This is a genomic window from Microbacterium sp. NPDC055910 (assembly GCF_042271185.1).
Classification (GTDB): Bacteria; Actinomycetota; Actinomycetes; order Actinomycetales; family Microbacteriaceae; genus Microbacterium.
In genome coordinates, this window is record NZ_JBHJZS010000028.1 from 1 (window position 1) to 24610 (window position 24610).

The 24610-nt window shown below is 70.2% G+C and carries 24 protein-coding genes and 1 pseudogene; 14 read left to right on the forward strand and 11 right to left on the reverse strand.

The genetic code is table 11. From position 1 onward, the window contains the following. Positions 1-39: 39 nt before the first annotated feature. On the reverse strand, positions 40-630 hold the full coding sequence (locus tag ACFC3F_RS11555) for a hypothetical protein (RefSeq protein ID WP_376129571.1): 591 nt from the start codon (positions 628-630) through the stop codon (positions 40-42). A gap of 151 nt (positions 631-781) precedes the next feature. Here ACFC3F_RS11555 and ACFC3F_RS11560 point away from each other — a divergent pair, with 151 nt between their 5' ends. Further along, positions 782-1810, forward strand: a complete 1029-nt coding sequence (locus ACFC3F_RS11560; RefSeq protein WP_376129679.1) for an alcohol dehydrogenase catalytic domain-containing protein — start codon at positions 782-784, stop codon at positions 1808-1810. A 41-nt stretch (positions 1811-1851) separates the two neighbouring features. Here ACFC3F_RS11560 and ACFC3F_RS11565 read toward each other — a convergent pair whose 3' ends face one another. The 4 genes from ACFC3F_RS11565 to ACFC3F_RS11580 all read right to left on the reverse strand — a co-directional run bounded on the left by ACFC3F_RS11565 (position 1852) and on the right by ACFC3F_RS11580 (position 4720). Then, on the reverse strand, positions 1852-2520 hold the full coding sequence (locus ACFC3F_RS11565) for a hypothetical protein (RefSeq protein WP_376129574.1): 669 nt from the start codon (positions 2518-2520) through the stop codon (positions 1852-1854). Positions 2521-2941: 421 nt separating this feature from the next. Further along, positions 2942-3544 (reverse strand): hypothetical protein, encoded by a 603-nt coding sequence (locus ACFC3F_RS11570; RefSeq protein WP_376129577.1) that lies wholly within the window; start codon positions 3542-3544, stop codon positions 2942-2944. 56 nt (positions 3545-3600) lie between these two features. Beyond that, complete coding sequence (locus tag ACFC3F_RS11575) at positions 3601-3846, reverse strand: hypothetical protein (RefSeq protein ID WP_376129579.1); 246 nt, start codon at positions 3844-3846, stop codon at positions 3601-3603. 115 nt (positions 3847-3961) lie between these two features. Next, positions 3962-4720 carry a sulfite exporter TauE/SafE family protein gene (locus tag ACFC3F_RS11580; protein ID WP_376129582.1) on the reverse strand — a complete coding sequence of 253 codons (759 nt, stop codon included), beginning with the start codon at positions 4718-4720 and terminating at the stop codon, positions 3962-3964. Between the two features lie 77 nt (positions 4721-4797). Here ACFC3F_RS11580 and ACFC3F_RS11585 point away from each other — a divergent pair, with 77 nt between their 5' ends. The 7 genes from ACFC3F_RS11585 to ACFC3F_RS11615 all read left to right on the forward strand — a co-directional run bounded on the left by ACFC3F_RS11585 (position 4798) and on the right by ACFC3F_RS11615 (position 10754). Beyond that, a complete protein-coding gene (locus ACFC3F_RS11585) occupies positions 4798-5484 on the forward strand; it encodes a FadR/GntR family transcriptional regulator (protein WP_376129585.1) in 687 nt (228 codons plus the stop codon). Between the two features lie 32 nt (positions 5485-5516). After that, the gene (locus tag ACFC3F_RS11590; RefSeq protein WP_376129588.1) at positions 5517-6446 is read left to right on the forward strand and encodes a transporter substrate-binding domain-containing protein; all 930 of its coding nucleotides are present in this window, start codon (positions 5517-5519) and stop codon (positions 6444-6446) included. After that, positions 6443-7411, forward strand: coding sequence for an amino acid ABC transporter permease (locus tag ACFC3F_RS11595; RefSeq protein WP_376129591.1), 969 nt, complete (start codon positions 6443-6445; stop codon positions 7409-7411). Before ACFC3F_RS11590 ends, ACFC3F_RS11595 begins: the two co-directional genes overlap by 4 nt. Further along, positions 7408-8166, forward strand: coding sequence for an amino acid ABC transporter ATP-binding protein (locus tag ACFC3F_RS11600; protein WP_376129594.1), 759 nt, complete (start codon positions 7408-7410; stop codon positions 8164-8166). Before ACFC3F_RS11595 ends, ACFC3F_RS11600 begins: the two co-directional genes overlap by 4 nt. Next, the gene (locus ACFC3F_RS11605) at positions 8163-9416 is read left to right on the forward strand and encodes a M28 family peptidase (RefSeq protein ID WP_376129597.1); all 1254 of its coding nucleotides are present in this window, start codon (positions 8163-8165) and stop codon (positions 9414-9416) included. Before ACFC3F_RS11600 ends, ACFC3F_RS11605 begins: the two co-directional genes overlap by 4 nt. Before the next feature lie 82 nt (positions 9417-9498). Further along, complete coding sequence (locus tag ACFC3F_RS11610; RefSeq protein WP_376129600.1) at positions 9499-10137, forward strand: TetR/AcrR family transcriptional regulator; 639 nt, start codon at positions 9499-9501, stop codon at positions 10135-10137. Further along, on the forward strand, positions 10134-10754 hold the full coding sequence (locus ACFC3F_RS11615; protein ID WP_376129603.1) for a TetR/AcrR family transcriptional regulator: 621 nt from the start codon (positions 10134-10136) through the stop codon (positions 10752-10754). The genes ACFC3F_RS11610 and ACFC3F_RS11615 overlap by 4 nt, the downstream gene beginning before the upstream one ends. A 223-nt stretch (positions 10755-10977) precedes the next feature. On the opposite strand, the gene ACFC3F_RS11620 is transcribed toward ACFC3F_RS11615, so the two are convergent. After that, positions 10978-13470 (reverse strand): tetratricopeptide repeat protein, encoded by a 2493-nt coding sequence (locus tag ACFC3F_RS11620; RefSeq protein WP_376129606.1) that lies wholly within the window; start codon positions 13468-13470, stop codon positions 10978-10980. 120 nt (positions 13471-13590) lie between these two features. On the opposite strand from ACFC3F_RS11620, the gene ACFC3F_RS11625 reads away from it, so the two are divergent. Beyond that, positions 13591-14727, forward strand: a complete 1137-nt coding sequence (locus ACFC3F_RS11625; protein WP_376129609.1) for a hypothetical protein — start codon at positions 13591-13593, stop codon at positions 14725-14727. A 199-nt stretch (positions 14728-14926) separates the two neighbouring features. Here the strand turns inward: ACFC3F_RS11625 and ACFC3F_RS11630 are convergent, their stop codons facing one another. Further along, on the reverse strand, positions 14927-16237 hold the full coding sequence (locus tag ACFC3F_RS11630; RefSeq protein WP_376129612.1) for an FtsX-like permease family protein: 1311 nt from the start codon (positions 16235-16237) through the stop codon (positions 14927-14929). Beyond that, positions 16234-16929, reverse strand: coding sequence for an ABC transporter ATP-binding protein (locus ACFC3F_RS11635; protein WP_376129615.1), 696 nt, complete (start codon positions 16927-16929; stop codon positions 16234-16236). Before ACFC3F_RS11635 ends, ACFC3F_RS11630 begins: the two co-directional genes overlap by 4 nt. Before the next feature lie 152 nt (positions 16930-17081). Between ACFC3F_RS11635 and ACFC3F_RS11640 the strand changes: the two genes are divergently transcribed. The 5 genes from ACFC3F_RS11640 to ACFC3F_RS11660 are packed head-to-tail and all read left to right on the forward strand — an operon-like array spanning position 17082 to position 22182. Then, positions 17082-17291, forward strand: a complete 210-nt coding sequence (locus ACFC3F_RS11640) for a heavy-metal-associated domain-containing protein (RefSeq protein WP_376129618.1) — start codon at positions 17082-17084, stop codon at positions 17289-17291. Next, positions 17291-17458 (forward strand): hypothetical protein, encoded by a 168-nt coding sequence (locus ACFC3F_RS11645; RefSeq protein WP_376129620.1) that lies wholly within the window; start codon positions 17291-17293, stop codon positions 17456-17458. The genes ACFC3F_RS11640 and ACFC3F_RS11645 overlap by 1 nt, the downstream gene beginning before the upstream one ends. Beyond that, positions 17455-19728, forward strand: coding sequence for a heavy metal translocating P-type ATPase (locus ACFC3F_RS11650; protein ID WP_376129623.1), 2274 nt, complete (start codon positions 17455-17457; stop codon positions 19726-19728). The genes ACFC3F_RS11645 and ACFC3F_RS11650 overlap by 4 nt, the downstream gene beginning before the upstream one ends. 4 nt (positions 19729-19732) lie before the next feature. Next, on the forward strand, positions 19733-21880 hold the full coding sequence (locus tag ACFC3F_RS11655) for a heavy metal translocating P-type ATPase (protein WP_376129626.1): 2148 nt from the start codon (positions 19733-19735) through the stop codon (positions 21878-21880). Further along, complete coding sequence (locus ACFC3F_RS11660; RefSeq protein WP_376129629.1) at positions 21877-22182, forward strand: metal-sensitive transcriptional regulator; 306 nt, start codon at positions 21877-21879, stop codon at positions 22180-22182. The genes ACFC3F_RS11655 and ACFC3F_RS11660 overlap by 4 nt, the downstream gene beginning before the upstream one ends. An 8-nt stretch (positions 22183-22190) precedes the next feature. Here ACFC3F_RS11660 and ACFC3F_RS11665 read toward each other — a convergent pair whose 3' ends face one another. From ACFC3F_RS11665 to ACFC3F_RS11675, 3 genes and pseudogenes are all read right to left on the reverse strand, one after another. Further along, positions 22191-22406 (reverse strand): hypothetical protein, encoded by a 216-nt coding sequence (locus ACFC3F_RS11665; protein WP_376129632.1) that lies wholly within the window; start codon positions 22404-22406, stop codon positions 22191-22193. Further along, positions 22393-22728, reverse strand: a complete 336-nt coding sequence (locus tag ACFC3F_RS11670) for an ATP-dependent DNA ligase (protein WP_376129635.1) — start codon at positions 22726-22728, stop codon at positions 22393-22395. Before ACFC3F_RS11670 ends, ACFC3F_RS11665 begins: the two co-directional genes overlap by 14 nt. 79 nt (positions 22729-22807) lie before the next feature. Further along, positions 22808-24550 (reverse strand): annotated as a pseudogene (locus tag ACFC3F_RS11675) (alkaline phosphatase family protein). Positions 24551-24610: the final 60 nt, after the last annotated feature.

Consider the following 24610-nt stretch of genomic DNA (forward strand, 5'->3'; position numbering starts at 1 on the left):
GCCTCCCGCATGCATCGAGGATGCACGCGGGAACCTTCGTCAGAGCCCCAGCAGCTGCACCGTCGCCGCGACGGCGGCGGGGCCGTCGAGCGCGGGGTGCTCGCCCCACTTGCCCCCGGTGACCGTGACCTCGGCCCCTGGCAGCCACACCGTCGTGACGGTGACCGCCGCGACGGCGATCTCGGCCGTCAGGGAGTAGGCGAGACCACCGTGGCGCGCGATCGCGGCGTCGTCGATGCGGGAGAAGCCGTCCATCTGCTCGAGCAGGTCCAGTGGCGGCGCTTCGCCACCCTCCTGCGGCGACACCTGCACCCCGACCGAGCGGATCTCGAGCAGGTCGACGGCGCCTTCGGGCGTCTCCCACTGACAATAGGCACCCCACTCGTCGACGGAGTTGCTCTCGACCGGGTCGAGCCCCGCGATGTACGTGCCGAAAACAGCTTCCACCTGATCGCAGCTCGTGATCGATGCGACGGCCGCGCCGCCGTCGAACGCCGTCGTTTCCGCGGGGGGTGCCTCTTCCTGGATCGGGGCGGGCGGGGCGGGCTCGGCTTCTGCTGGACCGGCGGCACAGCCGGTGAGAGTGAACAGAAGCACGGCGGGCAGAGCGGCTCGGCGCAGAAAAATCACGCGTTCGACAGTACCGGCCCGGCGGGACCCTCCGTTCGGCGGCCGGCTCGTGGCATCCGCCCTCTGCAGCCCCCGCGCCTCCGCTCCGCGCCGGCACTGTCGGCTAGTGTGGCTCCGGCCCCTGGAGTTCCCCTTGCCTGATCGCCCCCTGATGTCGGCCGTCGTCTACGACGCCACCGCCGCGCTCCCCCGCGTGGCGACCGTCGCCCGACCGATCTGTCCGCCCGACGGTGTGATCGTGCGGGTCGGCGCGACGGGAGTGTGCCGATCGGACTGGCACGCCTGGCAAGGTCACGACCCGGTCGCCCTGCCCCACATCCCCGGTCACGAGTTCGCCGGCACGCTCGCCGAAGTGGGAGCGGACGTGCGCCACTGGAGCGTCGGCGACCGTGTCACGGCGCCGTTCGTGTGCGGATGCGGCGCCTGCGACATCTGCCGCAGCGGTGACGCGCACGTGTGCCCCGCGCAGACGCAGCCGGGGTTCACCCACGCGGGATCCTTCGCGGAATACGTGGTGGTGCACGCCGCCGACACGAATCTCGTCGCCCTGCCCGACGCGGTCGACTTCGCCACGGCGGCGGCTCTCGGTTGCCGTTTCGCGACGGCGTTCCGCGCCGCGACGACCCACGGCCAGGTCTCTGCGGGTGACGAGGTGGTGGTCTTCGGATGCGGCGGAGTCGGCCTCTCGGCGGTCATGATCTGCGCTGCGCTCGGGGCCCGCGTCACCGCGGTCGATCTGTCGGAGGACGCTCTCACGCACGCCCGCGACCTGGGCGCGACGACGACGATCCGCTCCTCCGACCCGGTCGATCAGGTGCTGCACGCCACCCGAGGCGGCGCGCACGTCACGATCGACGCGCTCGGCTCACCCGCGACCTCGGCGGCGGCTGTTCTGTCACTGCGCCGCCGCGGGCGGCACGTGCAGATCGGCCTCATGCTGGGTGACAACGCGCGGGCACCCCTGCCCTGGGACCGGGTCATCGCCTGGGAGCTCTCGGTCTTCGGCTCGCACGGCATGCCGGCAGTGGACTATCCGGCGATGATCGAGATGGTCGCCGACGGGCGGCTGCGGCCCGAGTTGCTGATCGGGGCCCGCACCGACCTGGCGGGCGCGGGCGCGGCGCTCGTCGCGATGGACGCCCGCAGCACCGGATCGGGCATCGTCGTCGCCATCCCGTGACACCGGCGCCGTCGAGGTGCCGCCGATCGAGAACGGAGACCTCAGTTCTCGGGCCGCAGCGTCACCACGGCGCGCGCCGGGTAGACGAGGTCGGCCGTGCCGTCTTCGCCGACGGTCAGCGTGTAATCGCCGATGCGCACGACGCCGTGGCGACGCGCATCCGGGCGCGGCTCGAGCAGGCTCTCGCCGCCGAACAGGTCGCGCAGTTCGATCGTGGTCTGGGGATTTCGCCGCCGCGGCACCTGCGAGCGCTTTCCCACGAGGTAGTGCAGACGGGCGTCGTCGCGCATGTCGAAGCGGGAGCGGTTGACGCGTCGCGTCTTGCCCTCGCGCGCCGTCAGCGTGCTCTCGCTGCCGGTGACGTGCCACGCGCCGACGATCGTGTCGACGGCGACCGAGACGAGCACCCGCACGCGGTCGGCCTTGGCGCGCTCCATCGCCCACGCTGTGCCCGCGGCATCCTCTCTCCAGACGGCCTCGCTCTGCGACGGCTCGGCATGGATCCGTGACGGCCAGACGAACAGCACGAGGTCGGTCGGATGGAAGAAGTCCTGCTTGAACATGAGGTGCTCCTCGCACGGTGGCACGACCGCGTCGGCATACGCATTTCCGCTCGCGATGGTCACGTCCGGCGCCGATGGGCCGGGCGCGAGGTCGATCGTGTCGATCGCGTCGGCGGATCGGACGGCGAAGACCACGGTCAGTGGCACGGCGCGATTCGCGATGTCGGTGATGATGCCCGACCCGCGATGATCGCGCAATGGTTCGCGCCACGCGGGGACTTCGAGTATGGGCGATTCAGAATCGTCGCAGGCGCTGATGTGGGCCGGCCGCCGCCCCTGGAGTTCCCTGTTCGTCCACCCCACGGTGTCCGCCCGGCGTCTGCAACGTCACCGCCGCGGCGGCGAGGCGCACGTATGCGCGGATCAGACCCCACCCCGGACGGGCCCGCAACAGGCGAACGGCCGGATGCAGGCGGCATCCAGCGACATTCGCCTGCATCCGGGGGATCGCCCGTTCTCGGTGACGCGTCGCGAGTGCCGGCCCGAGCGACGTCGGACCGGCACTGGCCGCGCCACAGCACGGGCGCCGGATCGGATCGGCGCCCGAAGCCGATCCGTCACGCGGTGATCAGCCCCCTACGTCACCGCGTGCGAACACGAGCACGAAACCCCCGTCGTGCTCGCGGATATGGAAGGTCGCCTCAGCGCTCGTACCGTCGAGCGTGTCATAGCCCGTCCCGTTGTCGGTGCCGGGCGTGCGGAACATGTCGTACCCGCCGAGTGAGGCTTCGTAGTGTGCGAAGACGTCGCCGATCGCGGCATCCGTCGCATACGACAGCGTCTCGCTCGAGCCGTCCATTGCGGATGCCGTGATGCACAGCACGGCATCCGCCGGCGGCGCCGCCCAGTTCGCGGGCTGCATCTCGACATCGGTGATGTCGGCGGGGAAGACGGCGAGCGGGAAGGCGTCGCGGCACTCGTCCGGCACGTCACCCGCGGGCAGCGGCTCCTCGACATCACCGGCGGGCAGCGGCTCCTCGACATCACCGGCGGGCAGCGGCTCATCGAGCACGTCGGTCGCGGGGCCGGGGTCGACGAGGCCTCGCTCGTCGGCGGCGCAGCCGACGAGCAGCGCGAGTGCCGCGATGGCGACCCCCGCAGCCAGGACGCGCGGACGACGGAGCGGGCGTGCCCGGCGCAGGAGAGAGGGGCGCCCTTGGCAGCGGATCACGCCCGCGCGTCGACACCCGTCACTATCGGTCCTGCAGACGGCACCCGTGGGCGCGGTCATCGGGCGTTCTCGGCGCGGGTGACGCGGCTGCGGCCGACCGCGAGCCAGATGCCCGCGACGACGAGCCACGCCGGCATGAAGACACCCGGCAGCCCCGGCACGCCCGTACTCAGAACCCCCACGAAGGTGCCGACGGCGGCCACGGTCGTCACGCCGCCCACGAGGACGATGGCGACGCCCCCGACGCGACGATGCGCCGCGTCGAACGTGCGACTCGGCTTTCCGCCCGGGTCACTGCGCATGGTTCCTCCCGATCGCGCGATGACACGATCTTCGGGGATGCGACGGCCCGAGCGACAGGCACACGTCCTCACTCTTATCCAGGTGCTCCGTGTGCCGCCCGGCCACCCGGCGTCGTCAGATGACGAGGAAGTACACCGCGACGACGCCGATCACGATGATGAGCGTCCGCAGCAGCCACGCAGGCAGGCGCCGGCCGATCGCGGCGCCGATGACCGCGCCGGCCAGTGACCCGAGCGCGAGCGTCGCGATCGCGACCCACGGAAGGGACGCGGCGAAGACGAAGACGACCGTTGCGACGCCGCCGGCGAGTGTCTGCAACACGTTCTTGATCGCGTTGATGCGCTGGATGTCCTGCGTCATCGTCATCTCGAGCACGCCGACGATCAAGACGCCTTGAGCTGCTCCGAAGTAGCCGCCGTAGACACCCGTCGCCGCCGTGAGCGGAAACCGCAGCCACGCCGGTGCCGACGTGCGTCCGGGGGTGCGTGTCGCGCGCCGCCGCAGCAGCGGCTGGATGCCGACGAGCACGCAGCCGACGATGACGAGCACGGGGGCGACGATGCGGAAGACGTCGGCCGGCAGCACGAGGAGCGCGAGCGCCCCGATCAGGGCGCCGATCGCCGTGAGGACTGCGAGTGGCACGATGGCCGCGAACAGGCCCCGGAGCTCTCGGCGGTAGCCGATCACCCCGCCGATGTTGCCGATCGCGAGGCCGACGGTGTTGGTCATGTTCGCGGTGACGGGAGGCACCCCGAGGGCGAGAAGCGCAGGGAACGTGATGAGCGTCCCCGACCCGACGACCGTGTTGATGATGCCGGCTGCGATGGCGGCGAGCGCGAGGACACCGAGGCCCAAGGGGCTCATGAGGTCCATGCCTGCTCGCTCTCTACGTGTGCGGATGGCCGAACAGGTGGTGTGGTGGTCGGACCAATTCTGTTACTGTACAACGCATGTCAACCGATGGATGGGCCTCGCTCGGCGTTGTGCCGCGCATGGCGACCTCGAGCGCGATCGCCGCTCGCATCCTCGAACTCGCGGAGCGCGGTGATGTCGGACCGGGCACCGCTCTGCCTCCCGAGCGCGACCTCGCAACGCAGCTCGGCGTCTCGCGTACGACGATCCGCGAGGCCATCCACGAACTGACGCTCAAGGGCGTCGTGCGGCGTCGCCAGGGATCGGGCACGGTGCTTCTGGACACCTCGAGCGCGGCGGCATCCCTGCTTCGCGACATGTCGGCATCCGAGCGGGATGCCACCGAAGTGATCGACTTCCGCACGACCTTCGAGCCGCAGATCGCGGGGCTCGCCGCGGGGCGGCGCACCGACAGCGACCTGCTCGTGCTGGCGAATCACTGCGACTTCGACCCCGCGACGGTGTCGACCGAGGAATCCCTCGAGCACGACCAGCGCTTCCACGAGGCGATCGCCGCCGCGACGCACAACCACCTCATCGTCTCGCTCAGTCGGGCGACGTCGGAATGGGTGAGCGACTTCCGTCGCATCTCCCACGCGAGTCCCACCGGACGCGCCACTTCGCTGACCGGTCACCGCGCCATCCTTGCGGCGATCGAGAACGGCGATTCCGACGAAGCCGCTCGACACATGCGTGAGCACGTGACCATCGTCGGCCGCATCTGACGCGACCGGCTCACCGTTCAGAAAGCACTCACATGAAGTCTCTTCGCCCCCTGCTCGCCGTCGGCATCCTCACTGCGGCAACGGTCGCCCTCACCGCGTGCGGCGGCGGGTCGACAGGCGCCGATGGCGACAGCGCACCCGGCAACACGGCCGACGTCAATTACCACGTCGCCTCGGGTGAGCCGATCGCCGACCTCGTCGCACAGCTTCCGGAATCGATCGCCGAAAGCGGCAAGCTCGTCATCGCGACGGATGCCACGATCGGCGAGCCGTTCGGATCGTATGACGCCGACGGCGCCACGATGGTGGGCATCGCCCCCGATCTGGCCTTCGCGTTCGGCGACGCGCTCGGTCTGGACATCGAGCTGCGGCAGGTCGTCTTCGCGAACCTGATCCCCGGTCTGGCGGCAGACCGCTACGATTTCTCGCTCGCCCCGATGCTCGACACCGAAGAGCGTCAGCAGCAGGTCGACTTCATCGACTTCCTGCGCGGCGGTTCGCAGTTCATCGTCGCGCGCGACGATGCGGATGCACCCGAGAACCTGTCGCCCGACACCGCGTGCGGCCTGGCGATCGGCGTCGCGGCCGGCTCGGTCGAAGAGATCTCGCTGACCGAGAAGAACGAGACGTGCGCTGAGCCGATCAACATCATGGCGTTCAAGACGAACAACGAGGGCGTCCTGGCACTCACGAGCGGCCGCATCGACGCGTACGGCACGGCTGCCGCCCAGGCCGGCTACATCGCGCAGACCGACGATGAGCAGCTGACCCTGAGCGGAGAGCCGTTCCAGGGCGGACTGTCGGGCATGGCGTTCCCGAAGGACAGCGAACTGCTCCCCGTGATCCAGGCGGTGTTCCAGACCTTCATCGATGAGGGCACGTACGACGAGATGCTCTCGGTCTACGGTCTGCAGCAGCTCGCGGTGCCGATGGCAGGCAAGAACAACGAGGCCGCTGGATGAGCAGCCGCGGAGAGCAGACGGCGGCACCGCCCGCACTCGCCGAGGTGAGCGACTACCGCATCGTCGGCCGTCCGCGGCCGATGATGTGGGTCGCGACGGCCGTCGTGATCGCGCTCGCGGCACTCGTGGCGTACTCGATCGTGACGAACCCCCGCTTCGAGTGGGACGTCGTCGGGGAGTACTTCTTCTCGACCTCGGTGCTCAACGGCCTGTGGAAGACGATCGAGCTCACCGTCGTGTCGATGGTGATCGGCATCGTCATCGGTCTGGTGATCGCGCTCATGCGCATCTCGGACAACCGAGTGCTCAACGCCGTCGCCGGCGCGTACGTCTGGTTCTTCCGCGGCACACCGCTGCTCGTGCAGCTGGTCATCCTCTACAACATCTCGGCGCTCTACCCCTCGATCTCGCTCGGCATACCCTTCGGGCCGACGTTCTTCGAGGGCAGCGTCAATGAGATCGTCACGCCGTACGTCGTCGCAGTAGCGGCACTCGCGCTCAACGAAGCGGCCTACATGGCCGAGATCATCCGCGGCGGACTGCTGTCGGTCGACAACGGCCAGCTCGAAGCGTCGCGCGCACTCGGCATGAGCGGACGCCGCGCGATGCGCCGCATCGTCATCCCACAGGCGATGCGGTTCATCATCCCGCCGACGGGTAATGAGGTGCTGTCGCTGCTCAAATCGACATCGCTGGTGTCGGTGATCGCCCTGCCCGAACTCCTCTACTCCGTGCAGGTCGTCTACAGCCGCACCTTCGAGACCATCCCGCTGCTCATGGTCGCGACGATCTGGTACCTCATCGTGACGTCGATCCTCATGGTCGGCCAGCAGGCCCTGGAGCGCTTCTACTCGCGCGGAAGCACGCGCTCGGGTGGACGCGGAACGGGGTCGCTGCAGCGCCTCACCGGCATCCGGTTCCGTCGCCGCGCGGCGACGGCGACCGTGACAGGAGGAAACCGATGAGCTTCGTCAGCGTGCGTGACGTGCACAAGAGCTTCGGCGGTGTCGAGGTCCTCAAGGGCGTCTCCCTCGAGATGGATCGCGGACAGGTCGTCTGCGTCATCGGCCCGAGCGGCTCGGGCAAGAGCACGTTCCTGCGCTGCATCAACCGGCTCGAGACGATCGATGAGGGACTCATCGCGATCGACGGCGATCCGATCGGCGCCCTCGTGCGCGGCGGTCGCCTGCACGAGGCACCCGAGCGCACCGTGCGCGCGCAGCGCGAGCAGATCGGCATGGTCTTCCAGTCGTTCAACCTCTTCCCGCACTTGAGCGTGCTGGAGAACATCATCGAAGCGCCCGTCGGCGTGAAGAAGGAGAAGCGTTCCACCGCCGTCGCGTACGCACTCGAGCTGCTCGAGCGAGTCGGCCTCGCCGAGAAGCGCGACGCGTATCCGAAGCAGCTTTCCGGCGGTCAGCAGCAGCGCGTCGCGATCGCCCGCGCGCTCGCGATGCGGCCGAAGCTGTTGCTGTTCGACGAGCCGACGAGCGCCCTGGATCCCGAGATGGTCGGCGAGGTCCTCGCCGTCATGCGGGGTCTTGCGACCGAGCACACCACGATGATCGTCGTCACGCACGAGATGGGGTTCGCGCGCGAAGTCGCCGACCGCCTCATCTTCATGGACGACGGGAAGGTCGTCGAAGAAGGCGACCCGAAGCGGATCATGGCGGCACCGCAGCATCCGCGCACCCAGGCATTCCTCGACAGCGTCCTGTGACGGGAGACACCTTCATGACCGACATCCGCGACATCATCGGCGACATCTGGCTGAGCGATGAGCTCATGGGCGACCTCACCGCGATCTGCGACACGGGCGGTCGGGTGGCCGGAACCGCAAGCGAGGCAGCGGCGCAGGCGTTGCTCGAGCGACGCGCACGCGACCTGGGCGGCCAGTACAGCGAGCAGACGTTCACGGTCACGGGACTGCGCAGCCAGGGGCACTCCGTGCGCCTGATCGCGAGTGGACGCGAGCTCGAAAGCTACCCGCTGCTCAACTGCGCCGCGGTCGACGACGTTCTCCCCGTCATCGATCTCGGGCGCGGAACCCCCTCCGATTTCGAGGGTGCCCGCGACCTGATCCCCGGTCACGCCGTGCTCGTGCGGCATGAGTTCCCGTTCTCGACCAACCACGTGCACCGTGGCGTGAAGCTCGCCCTCGCGCGGGAATACGGCGCCGCCGCGTTCCTCATCGGCAACAACCAGCCCGGTGCCGGCGCCGTGAGTGGATCGGGCGGCACCGGCGAGCCCGGCGAGATCCCCGCGTTCGGGCTGAGTCACGACGCGACGAGCGAACTCGCGACAGCACTCGCGTTCGGTCCGGCCGAGGTGCACCTGGTCAACGAGGCCACCGCCGGCGAGTGGACCGGTCGCAACATCTTCGTTCGCTTCCCCGGCCGGACCGACGACGTGGTCGTGCTGAGCGCGCACATCGACGGTCACGGCCTCGCCGAGAGCGCCATGGACAACGGCGCGGGCCTCGCGACAGTGCTCGAGGTCGCCAGGCGTCTCGGCCCGCGCGCCGCCGACAGCGAGCGCGGGCTGCTGGTCGCCCTCTTCACCTTCGAGGAGTGGGCTCTGACCGGCTCCGCCGAGTACGTCGCCTCCCTGGACGAGGCCGAGCGCGGCCGCATCCACTGCAACGTCAACGTCGACACCCCCGTCGGCTACCCGCGCCTCTACGGGCTCACCGCCGGCAACCCGGTCATCCTCGATCTGCTGCAGCGCGCGAGCCGGCTGGGCGGCACCCCGGTGCATCCGATCTACGCCCACACGACGAACTCGGACCACGCGAACTTCCTCGCCGCCGGCATTCCCGCCGTCCGGCTCATCGGCGGTTACAACGACGAGTCCGCGGGCAGCCGCCTGCTGCTCACGGCCGCCGACACCCGCCACCGCATCGAGCCGCTCGACCTCAAGCACGGCGCGATCGTCACGGCACTGGTGACCCTGTCGGCGATGCAGGCCTGACCTTCACGGCGTCAGATGCACGTCCTCTGGACATGCGCGCTCGGGGTTAGGGTTGGCCAGGCCACACGGGCTGGAGGGGACGATGAGTGCGGAGCTGAGCAACGAAGGCCGCCGGGCGCGCAAGCGCCGCGAGACGGACGACGCGATCGCCCTCGCGAGCGTCGAGCTGGCGATCGAGCGCGGCTACGACCACACGACGGTCGATGAGATCTGCCGGCGTGCCGACGTCTCGCGAAGCACCTTCTTCAATTACTACCCCTCACGAGATGCCGCGATCCTGGGCCGGAGCGTGCCCGTGCTGGACGACGACGCGATCACCGCGGCCTTCGGCGCGTACCGGGGCGATCCTGTCATGGGCGTCATCGCCCTCGCCGTGTCGCACGTGACGTCATCCGATGCGTCCGACAGCCGAGTCACCGCACTTCGCACGCGGCTGCTGGCCGACGAGCCGGTCGCGGTGCGGCAGTATTCCGCGGCCCTCGTGACGTCACAGGCGAACCTCACGGATGCCGCCTTCCGGTGGCTGAGCGCGAACCCGCAGTCCGCGCGCCTCGCGCGCGATCCGCTGCGCGAGGCGACCCTCGCCGTCACGGCGGCGTACGGTGTCCTGTATGCCGCGGCCGAGGGATGGCGCGTGCCCGTGGAGGCCTTGACCGATCCGGCATCCGAGGTCATCCGTCGACTCGGACAGCTGCGCACCGTCCTGGGGACGACCCCGTGAGCGCAGCGCCATCCCCGCGCGAGCGCAGCCGTCGCGACACGGAGAACCGCATCGAGCTTGCCGCGACCTCGCTCGCCCTCGAGCAGGGTTTCAACGATGTCACGGTCGACGAGATCTGCGATCGTGCCGACGTCGCGCGCAGCACCTTCTTCAAGTACTTCTCGTCGCGCGACGCCGCGATCCTGGGACGCGAGCTGCAGATCCTCGAGGGAGAGGACGCCTCGGCCGTGTTGAGCGCGCACGCGGGCTTTCTTCCGCGCGGGGTGTTCGAGCTGATCTTCGCCTCCGTCGGGCACGCCCACGTCCACACCGACGTTGCTCGCGCACGTCAAGAACTCACCCGCACCCAGCCCGACGCACGCGCCGTGGGCACGCTCATCCTGGTCGACTCCGCCGCCCTGCTGATGTCCGGCGTCCGCGACTGGCTCATCGAGCACCCCCAGCACGCGCGGCTTCCCGACGACCCCACCGCCGAGGCATCCCTCGCGACGAATGCCGCCTACGCGGCGATCTCGACGATGGCGGGCGGGTGGATGGCGGCAGCCGGTGACATCACGGCGAGCGCGGAGGAGTTCGATGCCGCGCTGGACGACCTCCGCCGCGTGGCGGGCCACTGACCGGGAAGAACCGGACGAGGCGGCGGATGCCTGGGCCCCACACCCGCATCCGCCACCATCGATTCCCCAGTACCTCGCAGCGCCCCGGGCATCCCCTGCGAGTCGGCGTTCTTCCCCAGAATCACACCGCGTTTCCCTACCCCGTCGGGCACGGGAGGACGCAGTAGACAGCATACAACTTTGGACAGGGTCTACCTGCTCATTCGACCCGCGCCCGGCGGCTTCACGTCCGCGGTGCGAGCAGCGACTCGAGCTTGTCGCGCACCTCAGCGCCCCACGGCGAGTCGATCGCGGCGTGCTCGTCGACGGCCTCCTGCCACCGCCGCCGCGCCTCGGCGATGTCGTTCGCGGCGTGTGCGCAGTCGCCGAGGTCTTCGGCCACCTCTGCCACACCCAGCCGGTCGCCGATCGACTCGATCAGAATGCGCGCCCGCTCGAAGGCCTCACGTGCCTCGCCGAGACGCCCCTCGCCCAGCAGGCTCGCTCCGATCGTGCGCAAGAGCTCGAACTCGGACCGCTTCATGCCGGCCTCGCGGGCGACTGCCAGGCCCGCTTCGGCGATCTCGGCGCACTCGTCGAACCGGCCGAGCGCACACACGGCGGCGGCGAGGTTCGAGTACGCGACGACGACGCCGGGAACATGCTCGAGCTCCTGCATGTCGGCGAGCGCCTGACGCGCCTGTGTCTCGGCGGCGGAATCGTCGCCCAGATCGAGCAGGAGCTTCGCGAGATTGACCCGGCCCCGGGCCGCGGCGCTGGCGTCACCGCATTGCGTGCTGATCTCGATCGATCGGCCGAGCGCCGTGCGCGCCTCGTCGAGCTCGCCGGTGTGCAGGTGCAGCAGCGCGATGTTGTTCCAGAGCATCCCCTCGCGCCAGAGATCACCTGCCGCCCGTGCGGCGACCAGGCCGCCCTCGAACGACGCACGCGCTTCGGCGAACCGGCCCTGCGCGAGCAGGCTCGCCCCCAGGGCATTGCCCACGAGCGGTGCTTCGAGCGGCCATCCGGGCGCCTCCCGGTCGATGCTCGACAGCATCGCCTCCGCTTCGGCGGCACGCCCCGTGAGGGTGAGCGTCGATCCGACGTCGACGAGGGCACGCAGCTCGCCTTCGCGGTCGCCGCCGGCGCGAGCCACGCGCAGCGCCTCGCGGAAGAGCCCGACGGCGTCGTCGGCGCGCCCGGCGCGGTGCAGCGCGTCGTCGATCGTCTCTGCGATGAGGGTGACGGTGGGAGACGTCTCGTCAGCGGACGCCTCGAGCGCGATGTGCAGCAGCAGGTCGATGGCGTCGGCGAAGAACGCCTCGGCCTCGCGCGCGGTGAGCTCGACCTCGCCGACGGGCCATCGGGGCGCACGGCCGGGAGCCCGCCGCGACCGACTGCGCGCGGCGTGCGCCGCCCACGCGCGGGACACGACGCTCTGCCGCAGCCGGTCCGCCGCGGCACGGCGCTGCGACGACGGATCGACCTCGAGCCCCAGATCGACGGCGTGAATGCGCACCGCCTCGTGCATCCGGATCCGCCCGTCGCCCGTGCGCGCGATGAGGCTGTGCCGGGCGAGCAGGTCGAGATCCGCGTCGACGTCGGGTGCGGCATCCGCTATCGCCACGATGCTCTCGCGATCGAGCAGCTCGACGGGGTGCGCGGCAAGCGCACGGAGCAGGCGCTGCGCGGAATCGGGCAGCAGCCCGTAGGTGAGGTCGAGCGACCGGCTGACCGGCTCGTCGAGGCGCAGGTTGGCGCGGCGGGTGCGCGCGAGCTCGAGGTGCTCGGCGAGGGTCCAGGTGTCGCGCGCGGCGACGCGCGCCGCCGTGATGCTGACCGCGAGCGGCTGGTGGTCGGTGAGCTGCAGCAGCGCCTCGGCCGCCGCCGGGTCGCGCTCGATCGTCGCCCGCCCGGCGACGGCGTCGAGCAGGGCGAGGGACTCGTACGGCGCGAACAGCGCGAGCTCGAGCGGACGGAACGTCGTCGACCGCGGCACGATACGACTCGTCACGATGACCGAGACCCCGGCGGGGTGCGGGACGATCGCCTCGACCTGCTCGAGTGACGCGGCGTCGTCGAGCAGCAGCATGGTGCGGGTCGCACGCAGTCGGTCGCGCAGCTGGCGTCGGGCCGCTGTCACCGACAGACCGTTGTTCTTGTCGCCGAGGTGTCGCAGCACGGCGCGCACGATCGCGTGCGGGGCGGCGGGAGGCCCGACGGGACTGTGCCCGCGCAGGTCGACGACGATGACACCCCCGACGTGACCTGAGGCCCGCGCCGTGCGCGCCGCCTGCATGGCGAGGGTGGTCTTGCCTGCGCCGGGCATCGCGTGGATCCAGTGCGCGCTCGTTCCCCGCGTCAGTAGCGCGAGCTCGCGCGTGCGTCCCACGAACGGTGCGACCGCGGCGGGCAGTTCGTCGGTGACGGTGACCAGGCCCGCCGCCGCGGTGCGCTGGCCCAGCGCCGCCAGGGCCGCCGTCCACGCCGAGACGGTCGCCTCGGCGGGTGCGAGGGCGCGCACGATCGCGAGCACGAGTTCGACGTCGAACCGCTTGCGACCCTCGCGGAAGCAGTCGTACACGGTGGCTCGCGAGACGACGGATGCCGCACCTCGCGCGGCACGCTGAGCGGTGACCCGGCGGGCGATCTCGGCGTACGAGGGCTCGCCCGCCTGTGCGCGCATCGCCCGGAGCTGTTCGGGAACGTCGTCGATGCGCAGCGGCGGGGTGATCATCTCGCTCCTCGTCGTCGGGACATCCGTCCTTCAGATTCTGCCCGCTTCGCGCGTCGGAGCCGTGTCCGGGGTTGTTGGGGATATGTGCGCCGCGAACGCCGCACGGGCAGATTGAAGACCATGAGCGAGAACACCGCCTCCCCCACCGCCGAACCCGTGCGCAAGCGGTCCAAGCGCACGCTCGCCTGGGTGGGCGGCGGCCTCGCGCTCGTGCTCGTGGCGGCCGGGATCGCGGTGCCGCAGATCGTGCACGCTCAGCGCGTCGACGAGTATTCAGCGCTCGTGCACGAGCGCGACACTGCTCTGGCCGACAAGGCCGAGGCCGAGTCGCACCTCGAGGCGGCGATCGCCCTGCGCCTCGCACAGGAGGGCGAGGCGCGCTCGCTCGGATCGCGCATGGTCGACCTCGGGCAGACCCCCGCGCCGATCCTGACGGCAGAGCAGGTGCAGCAGCTCACCGAGGCCGGCAGCGCCGTGGGCGAGGTGGTCGGCGAGGCCACCGAGCCGGCCGACGCCGACGCGCGGATGCACGAGAAGCTCGTGGCCGCGGTCGAGGCGCTGCGTACCGAAGACGAAGCCGCCGTCGTCGCCGCGACCGAGGCGGGTGAGGAAGCCCCGCAGCCGGCCTCTCCCGCGTCCTTCCTGACGATCGGAGTCAGCGATGCGGTCGAGCTGATCAGCGCGGAGCGGGCGCCCGGCAAAGCGCAGACCGTGGCCGATGAAGACGTCACGCCCGAGATCATCGACGAGACCGGTGCCCAGGTGGCATCCATCAGAGCAGAGACGGGCGAGCTGCTGGCGCTGATCCAGGCAGAAGAGAAGCGGATGGCCGAGTTCGACGCCGCCATCGAGTCGGCCATGCCCGTGCTGCAGGCGGTCGCGGAGGGCGCATCGGCGCAGGCGGCGGAAGTGACCGCGCAGACAGCGAAGGCACCGGATGCCTCGGGTGTCGCGGTCGCGGCGGCGCAGCAGGTGAACGAGCAGGCCTCGACCGACGACGCCGACCGGATCCTCACCGGCCTTGCGGCCTACGTCGAGGCGACGAAGAAGGCGCAGGCCGATCACGCCGCCGTCGTGCAGCGCGAGAAGGAGGAAGCCGAAGCCGCCGAGGCAGCCGCCCGCGCCGAAGCCTCGCGCCGGCAGGCGTCGGTGGGCGGAAACGGCGGGGGAGGCGGAGGCGGCAAGAAGTCGCGGCTCTGCTCGCGGTACCGCCCCTCCCCCGGCGGCGGCGGAAGCCTCGTGCTCGTGTACTGCTGAGGGCCGCGCCCCGGGGGTCCGGGGGTCTGGGTCCGGGGTCTGGGTCCGGGGTCTGGGCCCGGGGTCTGGGTCCAGGGCCCAGGCCCTGGGCACGATGTCGGACCCCCGCCCCGACACGCCGGGCCGGGGCATCCCGACACCGGCGTGTCGCCCCCACGGCCCGACACGGTGCACGCGCCCTCGACCACGCCGCCCCAACTCAGGCGAACGCCCGCCCCAGGATCGGCCGCGTCACGCGGGTGCTGAGCCACATGACGGCGAAGCCGACGGCGATGACCGTCGCGATCGTGAGCAGCGAGACCGGAGCCGTGATCAGTGCGATGCCCAGCAGCGGGAAGATCATCACACCGGCGCACAGCGCCGAGCCGACCGCCGTGAGCAGCAGAGGGCGCATGATGGCGTTGCGGCGCGCGCGCTCCACCGTCTCCATCGGCATCCCGAGGCGGTGCAGGCTCGCGTTCAGCTCTTGCCGGTCGAGGATCTCTGCGGCCTGGTTCACGCCGACCGAGGCGGCGACCATGAGGAAGGATGCGACGAGGGTGATCACGACGCCCGTGCGGATGTCGACGGCGAGCTGGATGTCCTCGATCGAGCCGTTGCCCATGACATCGAGCAGGGCGACGCCCGTTCCGGCGAACACGGCGATGAAGCTCGCCATAGCGATGCCGCCCACCTGACGCCACGCCGCCTTCGGCGCTTCGAGCACGGTGCGCGCCGAGAGCAGCTGATCGGCCCGCGTCGCACGGCGCAGCCGCCGGCGCGCCTGCAGACGGATCGCCCAGGGACCGATGACGTTGAGCACGGCGAAGGCGATGGCGAAGACGGCGGAGAGCACGATGATGGTCGGCAGCATCTCGGCCGCGCTCGGAACGGCGGAGATGAGCACGTAGGCCACCACCAGCGCGACGACGGTGATGACGGCGCGGATCCAGTGCGATGTGCCCGCGGTTGCCCGAGTGCGGACGCCGAGGGGCGAGATCACGACCTTGCGCAGTCCGATGGCGGCGCTCGTGGCGGCCAGCAGCACGATCGCGACGATGATGCCCAGCACCGCGCCCGCGGGCAGCAGCACAGACCCCGCTCCGAGAGCTTCGCCGCGGAACGGGATGAGTCCCACGAGGGGCACGAGTACGAGGTACAGGAGGAACCCGGCGACGGCACCGACGGCGGCGACCAGGGCCGACTCGGCGACCGTCGCCCCGACGACGCCCGCGGGAGAGACCCCGAGCAGTCGAAGCGTCGAGAGGCGCTCGTCGCGGCGGCGTGCGGACAGCCGCGCCGCCGCTCCACCCAGCGTGACGAGGGGGACGACCAGCAGCACGAGCGCGATCGCGGCGAGCGCGTGGTAGATCGGCGCTTCGGGGTCCTGCCATGCCCAGAACGACTGGGCGCCGCCCACGACCGTCAGCACCAGGGTGCTCACGACCGCGAACGCGAAGACGGGAAGCGCCAGCACGTCGTACTGCCCGCGCGTCGGCCGCATCAGCAGCAGGAAGACGCGCGGGTTCATGCCGAGACCCCCTCGGGCATCAGGCGGCCGTCGCGCACCGAGAGCGTGCGCGAACAGCGAGCAGCGACATCGGCGTCGTGCGTCACCACGACGAGCGTGCGCCCCTGCTGCGTCGTCGCCCACAGCAGGGCGTCCATGACCTCGACCGACGTGCGCGAGTCCAGCGCGCCGGTCGGCTCGTCGGCGAACACCACTTCGGCACCGGTGACCTGCGCGCGGGCGATCGCGACGCGCTGCGCCTGACCTCCCGAGAGCTCGCCGATGCGGCGCTCCTCCATGCCGGCCAGCCCGAGGGCGGTGAGCCAGGATGCCGCGCGCTTCATCGACTCGTCGCGCCCGCATCCGGTGATCATGAGGGCGATGGCGACGTTCTCGATCGCTGTCAGCTCGGGGATGAGCAGCCCCTGCTGGAAGACGAATCCGAAGCTGTCGCGACGCAGCTTCGAGCGTCGCGTCTCGCTGAGGCCGGTGACCTGCGCGGCGGGCCCGGATGCCGGCGCGAACGTGACGGCCCCCTGATCCGGGGCGGTGATACCGGCGAGGACATGCATGAGTGTCGTCTTGCCCGATCCCGAAGGCCCCATGACGGCGACGGACTCGCCGCGGCGGATCGAGAGGTCGACACCGGCGAGAGCCATGGTCGACCCGTATGTCTTGACGAGTCCTTGGGCGTGCAGCACTGGAGCGTTCATGCTTCCAGCCTCGTCGCGGGCGGCATCCGTGCCATCGGCCTCGGGAGTGAACGGCGTCATCCTCGCGATGTATCCCGCCCCGCAGGAATACCCGCCGCTGGTATGCGTTATCCTGCGTGGATACCCACGGGGGGTATCGAAGGAGGAGCATCATGGCGACGACCGAGTACCGGGTGACCGGAATGACCTGCGGGCACTGCGAGATGTCGGTTCGCGAAGAGGTCGCTGAGATCGCCGGCGTCGACGAGGTTCAGGTCAGCGCCCAGACCGGCAAGCTCCTGGTCACCGCGACGCAGCCGCTCGATGACGCCGCCGTGCTGGCCGCCGTCGACGAGGCCGGCTACACGGCGGTGCGTGTCTGATGAACACCGCGGGACGACTCAGCCTCTACGCCGCCGGCCTGGTGGTCGCCTTCGCGGCCTCGTACGGCATCGCTGCGGCCGTCGTCCCCGACAGCGTCGTCACCGACTGGAACCAGCGGGCCGAGATCGACCAGGCCCCCACCCACTCCGAGGAGCCCCCGCGATGAGTGCCGTCGATCCCCGCGCGACGCCCGCCGGTGACCGCGTCGAACTCACGATCGGCGGGATGACCTGCGCCTCATGCGCGAACCGCATCGAGCGCAAGCTGAACAAGCTCGATGGGGTCGCCGCCACCGTCAACTACGCCACAGAGAAGGCCCGGGTCACCGTGCCCGCCGGGTACGACCCCGCGCAGCTGATCACCGAGGTCGAGAAGACCGGCTACACCGCCGCGCTGCCCGCACCGAAGACACCGGCGACGGATGCTGCCGAGCCTGCCGATCCCGAACTGACATCGCTGCGCACCCGACTCGTCATCTCAGCCCTCCTGACCGTGCCGGTGATCGCGATGGCGATGATCCCGGCGCTGCAGTTCCCGTACTGGCAGTGGGCGTCGCTGACGCTCGCCGCGCCCGTCATCGTGTGGGGCGCGTGGCCGTTCCACAAGGCCGCGTGGGCGAACCTGCGCCACGGTGCCGCGACGATGGACACGCTCATCTCGATGGGCACCCTCGCCGCCTTCTTCTGGTCGCTCTACGCCCTGTTCCTGGGCACCGCCGGCATGCCCGGGATGACCCACGCGTTCGAACTCACGATCGCCCCGTCAGACGGTGCCGGCAACATCTATCTCGAAGTCGGCGCCGGGGTGACGACGTTCATCCTGCTGGGCCGGTACTTCGAGAAGCGCTCCAAGCGGCAGGCGGGAGCGGCTCTGCGCGCTCTGCTCGAGATGGGCGCGAAGGACGTGTCGGTGCTGCGCGACGGGATCGAGACGAAGATCCCGACCGACGATCTGCAGGTCGGCGACGAGTTCGTCGTGCGTCCGGGTGAGAAGATCGCGACCGACGGCGTCGTCGTCTCGGGCACGTCCGCCGTGGACGCGTCGATGCTCACGGGTGAATCCGTGCCGGTCGAGGTCGGCGCGGGCGACCCCGTCACCGGCGCCACCGTGAACGCCGGCGGGCGACTGGTCGTGCGCGCCACCCGGGTCGGGTCGGACACGCAGCTCGCCCAGATGGCGAAACTCGTCGAGGACGCCCAGACCGGCAAAGCCGAGGTGCAGCGACTGGCCGACCGGATCTCGGGTGTCTTCGTGCCGATCGCGATCGTCATCGCGGTCATCGCCCTCGGCGCGTGGCTGGGCGCCGGATTCCCGGCATCCGCCGCCTTCACCGCCGCCGTCGCCGTGCTCGTCATCGCGTGCCCCTGCGCGCTGGGCCTCGCGACCCCGACCGCACTGCTCGTCGGCACAGGTCGCGGCGCTCAGCTGGGCATCCTCATCAAGGGCCCGGAGGTGCTCGAGTCCACCCGCAAGGTCGACACGATCGTCCTCGACAAGACGGGCACGGTCACAACCGGCAAGATGACGCTCGTCGAGGTCATCGCCGAGCCCGGAACCGACCCCGACGAGCTGCTCCGCCTGGCGGGCGCGCTCGAAGACGCGTCGGAGCACCCGATCGCGCAGGCCATCGCGAAGGATGCCGCGCAGCGAACCGGCACCCTGCTCCCGGTCGAGGGCTTCACCAACATCGAGGGCAAGGGCGTTCAGGGCATCGTCGACGGGCGCGCCGTGCTCGTCGGCCGCGAGTCGCTGCTGGGCGAGGGGTCGCAGCAGCTGAGCGCCGAGACCGCTGCCGCCAAGGCGCGGGCCGAGGACGAAGGCAAGACCGTCGTCGCCGTCGGGTGGGACGGCGCCGCGCGCGGCGTGCTCGTCGTGGCGGACACCGTCAAGCCCACGAGCGCCGAAGCGATCGCGAAGATGAAGGCGCTCGGGCTGACCCCGATCCTCCTGACCGGTGACAACGAGGCCGTCGCCCGCCGCATCGCCGCCGAGGTCGGCATCGAGCATGTCTCGGCCGAGGTGCTGCCGAAGGACAAGGTCGACGTCGTGGCGGCGCTGCAGCGCGACGGGAAGGTCGTCGCGATGGTCGGAGACGGGGTCAACGACGCGCCCGCCCTCGCGCAGGCCGACCTCGGGCTCGCGATGGGCACCGGCACGGACGTCGCGATCGAAGCGTCCGACATCACTCTCGTCCGCGGTGACCTGCGCAGCGCCGTCGACGCGATCCGCCTCTCGCGCAGGACACTCGGCACGATCAGGTCGAACCTGTTCTGGGCCTTCGCCTACAACGTGGCCGCCATCCCGGTCGCCGCCCTGGGTCTGCTCAACCCCATGCTCGCCGGAGCCGCCATGGCGCTGTCCAGCGTGTTCGTCGTGGGCAACAGCCTGCGACTGCGCGGCTTCCGGAGCACCGCCGCCCGGCCGCAAGGGAAGTGAACGCATGACCGATCCGCACGCGCCCCACCACGCATCCCCGGAACACGCCGAACACGGCGGGCACGCCGAATACGACGGGCACGCGGATCACGACGGGCACGCGGATCACGACGGCCACGCCGAGCACGACGGGCACGGCGGTCACGGCCATGCGGGGCACGGCGACCACGTCGGGCAGTTCCGCCGGCTCTTCTGGATCAACCTGATCATCGCCGTGCCGGTCGTCGCGCTCTCGCCGATGTTCGCGATGATCCTCGGCTACGAGGTGCCGGGCTGGGCACTGTGGGTCGCCCCCGCCCTGGGCACGGTCATGTACGCGTGGGGCGGATGGCCGTTCCTCACGGGCGCCGTCAGCGAGCTGCGCTCGGCCAGACCCGGCATGATGCTGCTGATCGGTCTGGCGATCACCGTCGCGTTCCTCGCGTCGTGGGGCGCGACGCTGGGCCTGCTGCACCACGAGCTGGAGTTCTGGTGGGAGCTCGCGCTCCTCATCGTGATCATGCTCCTCGGTCACTGGATCGAGATGCGCTCGCTCGCGCAGACCAGCTCCGCCCTCGACAGCCTCGCGGCACTGCTGCCCGATGAAGCCGAGCGCGTCGAGGGCGACCAGGTCGTCGCTGTCGCGCCGGCAGATCTGCGGGTGGGCGACGTGGTCCTCGTCCGGCCGGGTGGCAGCATCCCCGCAGACGGGACGATCGTCGACGGTCGCGCCGATGTAGACGAATCGATGGTCACCGGCGAATCCCGGGCGGTTGCGCGCACGGTGGGGGATGCCGTCACGGCGGGCACCGTCGCCACGGACTCCGGCCTGCGGGTCGAGGTCACGGCGATCGGCGACGCGACGACCCTCGCGGGCATCCAGCGACTCGTCGCCGAAGCACAGAGCTCGTCGTCCCGGGCGCAGCGGATCGCCGACCGGGCCGCGGGATGGCTGTTCTGGTTCGCCCTGCTCTCCGCCGCCGTCACCGCCATCGTGTGGACGCTCGTCGGCAGTCCCGACGACGCCGTCGTGCGCACGATCACGGTGCTCGTGATCGCGTGCCCGCACGCGCTCGGGCTGGCGATCCCGCTCGTGGTGGCCATCGCGACCGAGCGTGCCGCGCGAGGCGGAGTGCTCATCAAGGACCGGCTCGCCCTGGAGAGCATGCGCACCGTCGATACGGTCCTGTTCGACAAGACCGGAACGCTCACGAAGGGCGAGCCGACCGTGACCGCCGCGCATCCGGTCGGCCAGTGGGATGCCGCCGACGTGCTCGCCCTCGCGGCGGCTGCGGAGAGCGACAGCGAGCATCCGCTGGCGAAGGCCATCGTCCGCGCCGCGCAGGACGATGACCTGCGCGTGCCGAGGGCGACCGATTTCTCGTCGTCTCCTGCGGTCGGGGTGACGGCCACGGTCGACGACGCGCAGATCCGCGTCGGTGGACCGCACCTGCTCGAGGAAGTCGGTCAGGGCGAGGTCGACGAAGCCGACGCCTGGCGCGCCGAGGGCGCGATCATCCTGCACGTGGTCCGCGACGGCGCGGTGATCGGCGGCCTCAAGCTCGCCGACGAGATCCGCCCCGAATCCCGTGCGGCGGTCGACGCGCTGCACGAGATCGGGGCGCAGGTGGCCATGATCACCGGCGACGCCGAGGCCGTCGCACACGCGGTCGCCGCCGAGCTGGGCATCGATCGCGTATTCGCGCAGGTGCGCCCCGAAGACAAGGCCGGCATCGTCGCCGACCTTCAGCGCGAGGGGCGCAAGGTCGCGATGGTCGGCGACGGCGTCAACGACGCACCCGCCCTCGCGCAGGCCGATGTCGGCATCGCGATCGGCGCCGGCACAGACGTGGCGATCGCGTCGGCCGGGGTGATCCTCGCCGGCTCCGACCCCCGCAGTGTGCTGTCGGTCATCGAGCTGTCTCGCGCGGCGTACCGCAAGATGACGCAGAACCTGTGGTGGGCCGCGGGCTACAACCTGATCTCCGTGCCGCTGGCCGCCGGTGTCCTCGCCCCCGTCGGGTTCGTGCTGCCCATGTCGGTCGGCGCGATCCTCATGTCGCTGTCCACCGTCGTCGTCGCCCTGAACGCACAGCTGCTGCGCCGCATAGACCTCACCCCGGAAAGCAGCACGCGCGCCGTTCTGCAGCACCACCCGAAGGAGCCCGCATGACCACCGTCGACGTCCCTCACACCCACGGCTACATCACCGACAAGGACCGGTACCTCAACCGGCTCAAGCGGATCGAGGGTCAGGCGCGCGGCATCTCGAAGATGGTCGACGATGAGAAGTACTGCATCGACATTCTCACGCAGATCAGCGCGCTCAAGAGCGCCCTCGAGGCCGTCGCGATCGGGTTGCTCGACGACCACCTCACGCACTGCGTTCTCGACGCCGCCCGGCAGGACGACGATCAGGCCGCCGCGAAGATCAAAGAGGCCAGCGACGCCATCGCCCGACTCGTCCGTTCCTGATCGGGCGGTCAGTCATCCTCGGCGGGAACGGGGATCAGCGCGATGTCGATGCCCGGGGCGAGCAGGAGATGCGCCGGTCGATGCGCGCCTTCCCCGTCGTTGATGACCAGCCAACGCGGAACGTCGGACGTGATGCCCTCGGCGACCTCGCGCTTCAGATCGTCGAGATCCCGCCCGCCGATGCTGTACTGACGGCCGCCATAGAAGACATCAATGCGCTTCATTCGCGGTGCCGTTCTGTGACGCCGGGTCTGGCGGTTCCGGCACGACGTACAGTCCGGTCGGAGAGTTCGCTGTATACATGAGCGCCTCGAGCCAAGCGCGGTTCAGCTGCGGCATCCGGCTGCCATAGAACTTGTAGACGATCGACAGGCCCGGGTGCAGCCACACCATCGTGCGCCCGTCGCCGATGCTGGTGTCGTCCTTCCACACGAAGGTGAACGGCTCGCCCCGGCGCAGCTTCGTCGTGATCGTGACCTGCAGATGCGCGAGCAGACGGTCTTCGAAATCGACGCTCAGCCGACCGTCGTAGAGGAACTTTCCCATGGAACCCCTTCAAGAATGGGCGATCTTCGGGTGTTGCTGGGATGAGCGTAGCGGGCCGGTGACGTCGCGTACACGTCGTTCAGCGTGCCCCCATGATTCCGTAGCCGAGTCGGTGCAGCTGCTCATACGCCTCGGCATACGTTTCCGCCTCGGGCATGTCGCCGTCACCGAACCTCGCCTGCAGCAGGCCGACCAGACCGCGTCCGGGCGGACTGAGCGGCTTCGTCCGGTGCGCATGGGCCGGGTGGGGCGGTTCCTCCTGCGGATTGGCGGGAAGCCACTGCGGCACGGTGACCGGCCAGTCATCCGGATGCCGCGGGGCATCGAGGTTCACGATCGAGAAGAGATCGTTCGCCCCGGCGTCGCGACGGGTCAGCGGCTCCAGGCCGTGCAGTTCGCTCAGCGTCTTGATGACCGCGCCGTGGTGCATCTCGTCGTTGATCACGGTTCCCCGGCGGGTGTACGCCGATACGGCGATCGCCGGGACGCGGCATCCGAGTCGGTCGAAACCGAACCCCATCTCACCGGGAGCGGCATCGGCGTGGGGTGGCACGGCGCTCGGGGGCGCGACGTGGTCGTAGGTGCCGCCGTGCTCGTCGAACGTGATGAGCAGCAGCGTGTTGACGGCGTTGGACCCCGTGTCGGCGCGGGAGTTCCTCACAGCGCTGTAGATGTCGTGGATCAGCGCCTCTCCGGCGCGCACATCCGACACCGCGCTGTCGACGACGTCGAGACCATCGACGTCGCTCTCGCGGAGCGCGCCGAACGGCGGGTGGAAGTCGTTGTGATTGAACGCCATCCGCGGCTCGATGAACGAGTACGCCGGCAGGTTTCCGTTGGCGGCGTCGTCGTAGAACTGCTCCATGGTCGCGAAGTGGTTCGTCTTCCAGTACTTCTCCAGCACGGGCGCGTGCAGAACCCCCGTGAACGCGATGAGCTGCAGCTCGTCGTAGTAGATCCTCCAGTCCAGCCCGGCGTCTTCGAGGCGGTTGAAGATCGTGGGAGCCGCGGGCGCGTCGATCCACTTGTCGTACCCGCCGCCGTGCTTGTTCGTGACGAATCCGTGCGACGTGGAGGCGTGGAAGAACGACCGGTTTCAGAAGGTCTGCGACGGCACCGCGCAGAACCAGTTGTCGAACACGGCGAACTCGCGCGCCAGCGTCGACAGCACGGGGAGCATCCCGGGTGAGAAGCTGCCCATGATGGGGCGCAGCTGCTCCGCCGAGGGCTCGGTGCCCTTGTTCAGCCGTCGATAGTTGATGAAGTAGTCCCGCACGAAGCCTGCGTTGGTCGGAGTCTCGTCGGCCCTCGGGGCGTTGTAGGGCGAGGCCATCTGCTCGACCCACAGATGCTCGTTGCCGGGCGGCTCGACGCGGTCGAACAGCTGCGTGTCGACGTGCGGGTACTCCTCACCCGGGTCGGGATTGGGAAGGCCCATGACGGTGTCGGTCGGCCCCTCGTACACGTGAGCGGGTATCGCCGTGCCATCGGGCGCGGCGTTGGCGTAGTCGCCGAATGCCAAGCCGTTGAACGATGCGCCCTGCGGCGGGTCCTCGGGCGTGTACAGGTAGCCGAGCAGGTTGTCGAAGGAGCGGTTCTCCCCCATCACCACCACGACGTGATCGAAGCCGGGGCGTGATCTCGGCTCGAGAGCTCCGAAGTCCTCCGACCCGGCGGCGAATCCGCTGCGATAGCCCGCTGCCGCGCCGATTCCGGCGCCCACACCTCCGCCGGCGAGGGCACCTGCCGCTGCGACACCGCCGAGCTTCAGGAAACCGCGCCGGGACGTGTCCGCCGGCGCGGGGTGATCGTCACGCTTCATGGGAGTCCCTCCACGACTCAGACAAAGATACTCAGCCGCGCTCCCTGCTTCGCGCGCCGT